Consider the following 4,104-nt stretch of genomic DNA (forward strand, 5'->3'; position numbering starts at 1 on the left):
ATGTTCGACTGCTCCAGCCGCCGCAAGGTCGAGTGAAGTTCCTCGGTACGTGTACGCACCCGGTTTTCCAGCGAGATCGTGGTCTGGAACAGCGAAAAGGCGTTGCCTTGCTGGTCCATCGAGCGCTCGACGCGGCTGACCAGTGCCGCGTTGATCTTCTTCAGCTTTTCAAGATCGTTTATGTCCCTCAGCGGCATCTCGTTGCGCAGTCCTATTCCGCCGCCTGGCGCTCGCCGAAGGCGATGCCGGTGAAAGTCTGGTTCAGATGCATCGACCGGTACTGTTCGCCATAGGTGCCGAAGCCGATGACATTGTTGACCCGGTAGAGTTCCGAGATCTCGCGAAACACCTGCCGATTGCGTGCGTCCAGCCGGCGCAGCACGCAGTCAAAGCCGAGGATCATGTCGATACCGCCAAGCCTCTCCTCGACGTCGCGCAGGGCGGCGCGCGTCGATTCGACCATGTCCTTGGGCTGAGCGATCGACAGCACGACGCCATCGTCTATGGCGCAGAAGAACGACAGCGAGCCGTCGGCATGCATCTTCTGGATCGACCGGCAATAATATTGTCCGCCCACCTTCACCACCACGGGATGCGAGGCGAAGCTCAGTGGCGTCAGCATCTGCGCGACGATACCGACGGACGCGGCATATTCCTGCGCCGCATTGGTGGCGTTGAACTCGCGCACGATGCGGTGATCTGGATCGGAAGCCGTCACCACCAGTTTCTCATCGGTGGGAACGAAATTGTCGGTCTTGAAGACATGGAAGGGAATTTCGGTCGATATCAGCACGATGATGGCGCTGTCGGAGGTGACCTTGCCGTTTGAGATCAGGCGCGTCGTCTCGAATTTCAGATCGTCGCCGGCGGAGCCGCCAAGCAGCGGAATGTCATCGAGGCCCCAGTGGATGGCTGAACTCACCGCTTCTTCGGCATAGGAGAGCCCGTCGATGAAGCAGAGCGCGAAAGTGCCTTTGGTCCGATCGCAACCGAGGCGCGCGCGCAGCGATCGCCGCAGGGTCTCGACCTCGCCGGTGATCCTGTCCATACCCGACGAGGACAGATTTTCGACCATCACGCTGACGGCGGTAAACGCGGTGGACGGAAGCAGCATGGCCAGCACATGACCATCCTCGAGACCTTGCGGCGTGATTTCGCCGGCAGTCGAGCAGCCGGCGTGGTGGAGCGCCGGCGCGTGGGTCATGAGCGCCTGGGAAAGGGCGCTGGCTTCGACCAGGCTCTGGGAAAAGAACAGCAGGGCAAAGCCCGCGTCGATGGCGGCTGCTTCCAGTGCGATCGCCTTGGCGAACGCCTCCATGTCGGGCTCGTCCGTGGTGAGCGCCGACAGGCCGCATGCATAGCGCGTCTGTGAATTGGCCAGCGATGTTCTCCGCATTTCCTCCGACGCCTTTTTGTGCGCGGCTGTTTTAAATGCTTCTGGCGCGCGGGCGTCGACCGACATTGTTGCCTTCAATCGGCGGTTTGGCAATGGGGCCACCGGCACCGCATGTTTGGGCGCGGCCATGACCGAAAGTACAATGTGCCGCGTTTGCGACGTGCTGTTTTTTGTCCGATGTGCGGTGTACCAATAACGCATGGCCGATGCGCCAACGCCGCGTTGGCAACGTGATGACCAAGGTTGATACCCAGGGAGGGACCATGTCGGACGTTTCGTTGATGGTGAACGGAAAGCGGGTCAGCGGTGCTGCCGAGGACCGAACACTTCTGGTTCACTTCCTGCGGGAAAATCTCGGCCTTACCGGCACGCATGTCGGTTGCGACACCTCGCAATGCGGTGCCTGCGTCGTCCACGTCGACGGCAAGGCGGTCAAATCCTGTACGATGCTCGCGGTGCAGGCCTCCGGCTCGACCGTGTTGACGATCGAGGGCCTGGCCAATGGCGCCGACCTGCATCCGGTGCAGGCCGCCTTCAAGGAACATCACGGGCTGCAGTGCGGCTTCTGCACGCCGGGCATGATCATGACGGCGACCGACATGATCGGTCGCCACCCCGAAGGGCTCGACGAGGCGACGGTGCGTGCCGAGCTCGACGGCAACATCTGCCGCTGCACCGGCTACCACAACATCGTCAAGGCGATCCTCGCCGCATCGACGACGATGAAGGGGTCGAAGGGTAAGGCGAAACAAGCGGCTTGAACGAGGCAGTAGGGCAATAAGGCAGTAGGGCAGTAGGGAATCGGAGCCAATTTTTCCCTACTGCCGTACTGCCCTACTCACCTACTCCCCTACAATCTCGGGAGGAATTTCTGATGGGCATTGAAGGTGTTGGCGCTCGGGTCGCGCGCAAGGAAGACAAACGATTCATCACGGGCGCCGGCCGCTATGTCGACGACATGGTGGTTCCCGGCATGAAGCACGCCGCCTTCGTGCGCAGTCCGCACGCGCATGCGCAGATCAAGAAGATCGATGTGAAGAAGGCCCAAGGCATGCCCGGCGTCATCGGCGTGCTGACCGGCAAGGAACTCAAGGCCGATGGCATCGGCAATCTCATCTGCGGCTGGATGATCCACTCCAAGGACGGCTCGCCGATGAAGATGGGGGCATGGTCGCCACTCGCCTTCGACCGGGTCCGTTATGTCGGTGACGCCGTCGTCATTGTCGTCGCCGAGACCAAGGGGCAAGCGCGTGACGCCGCCGAGGCGGTCGAGATCACCTACAAGGAGTTGAAGGCCGTCGTCGACGCCTCCAAGGCGATGGACAAGGGTGCGCCGCAGATCCACCCCGAAGCGGACAACAATCTGATCTTCGACTGGGACATCGGCAATGCCGACGACACGGAAGCGGCCTTCGGGAAGGCAGCCCATGTGGTCAAGATGGACATCATCAACAACCGGCTGGTGCCTAACGCCATGGAGCCGCGCGCCGCACTTGGCCATTACGACAAGGCCGAGGATCACTACACCTGCTGGACGACCTCGCAGAACCCGCATGTGGCGCGGCTGGTGATGAGCGCCTTCTACAATGTCGCGCCGGAAAACAAGCTGCGCGTGATCGCGCCCGATGTCGGCGGCGGCTTCGGCTCGAAGATCTACATCTATCCCGAAGAGATCGTCTGCCTGTGGGCGTCGAAGAAGACCGGCGTGCCGGTCAAATGGGTGGCCGACCGGACCGAAAGTTTTCTGACCGACGCGCATGGCCGCGACCATCACACCCATGCTGAAATGGCCTTCGACAAGGACCACAGGATCCTTGGCCTGAAGGTGGAAACCCAAGCCAATCTGGGCGCCTACATGTCGCTGTTCTCATCGGCGACGCCGACCTATCTCTATGCGACGCTGCTGTCGGGCCAATACAACATCCCGGCCATCCACGCCAATGTGAAGGCGATCTACACCAACACCGCGCCCGTGGATGCCTATCGCGGGGCAGGGCGGCCGGAAGCGACCTTCGTCATGGAGCGCATGATGGAGACCGCGGCCCGCCAGTTCGGCGTCTCGCCGGCCGAACTGCGGCGCAAGAACTTCGTCACAGCGTTTCCGCACCAGACGCCGGTCATCATGTGCTATGACGCCGGCGACTATGCCGCTTCGCTCGATGCGGCAATGCAGGCGTCGGACTATGCCGGCTTTGCCAAGCGCAAGGCCGCCGCCGCCAAGAAAGGCCTGCTGCGCGGCATCGGCATGAGCTGCTACATCGAGGCCTGCGGCATCGCGCCGTCTGCCGCCGTCGGCTCGCTCGGCGCCGGTGTCGGCCTTTGGGAATCGGCGGAAGTGCGCGTCAACGCGGTCGGCACGATCGAGGTGCTGACCGGCTCGCACAGCCATGGGCAGGGCCACGAAACAACCTTCGCGCAACTGGTCAATGAGCGCTTCGGCGTGCCGCTCGATTCGGTCTCGATCGTGCATGGCGACACCGACAAGGTGCAGATGGGCATGGGCACCTATGGCTCGCGCTCGGGTGCAGTCGGCATGTCGGCCATCGTCAAGGCCCTCGACAAGGTCGAGGCCAAGGCCAAGAAGATCGCGGCACACCTGCTCGAAGCCGACGAAGGCGATATCGTCATCGAGAATGGCGCGCTGAAGGTCGCCGGCACCGACAAGAACGTGCCGTGGTTCCAGATGGCGCTGGCCGCCTACACTGCCC

General features: G+C 62.3%; 3 protein-coding genes and 1 pseudogene. 2 read left to right on the top strand and 2 right to left on the bottom strand.

What is annotated here, in order from left to right:
- Positions 1–197 (bottom strand): annotated as a pseudogene (locus EN949_RS33410) (hybrid sensor histidine kinase/response regulator); the annotation flags it as partial.
- 14 nt (positions 198–211) lie between these two features.
- On the bottom strand, positions 212–1,396 hold the full coding sequence (locus EN949_RS33415; protein ID WP_050592709.1) for an FIST signal transduction protein: 1,185 nt from the start codon (positions 1,394–1,396) through the stop codon (positions 212–214).
- 263 nt (positions 1,397–1,659) lie between these two features.
- Between EN949_RS33415 and EN949_RS33420 the strand changes: the two genes are divergently transcribed.
- Positions 1,660–2,157 carry a (2Fe-2S)-binding protein gene (locus tag EN949_RS33420; protein ID WP_013531265.1) on the top strand — a complete coding sequence of 166 codons (498 nt, stop codon included), beginning with the start codon at positions 1,660–1,662 and terminating at the stop codon, positions 2,155–2,157.
- 113 nt (positions 2,158–2,270) lie between these two features.
- A partial coding sequence (locus EN949_RS33425; protein ID WP_164782626.1) for a xanthine dehydrogenase family protein molybdopterin-binding subunit occupies positions 2,271–4,104 on the top strand: 1,834 nt, incomplete at its 3' end.

This window comes from Mesorhizobium sp. M7A.F.Ca.US.007.01.2.1, from assembly GCF_003998165.1.
In the GTDB taxonomy this organism is placed as follows: domain Bacteria; phylum Pseudomonadota; class Alphaproteobacteria; order Rhizobiales; family Rhizobiaceae; genus Mesorhizobium; species Mesorhizobium ciceri.

Excerpts from the sequence above, each read along its gene's own strand:
- EN949_RS33415 (WP_050592709.1), bottom strand. The coding sequence starts at position 1,396 with ATGCGGAGAACATCGCTGGCCAATTCACAGACGCGCTATGCATGCGGC.
- EN949_RS33420 (WP_013531265.1), top strand. The coding sequence starts at position 1,660 with ATGTCGGACGTTTCGTTGATGGTGAACGGAAAGCGGGTCAGCGGTGCT.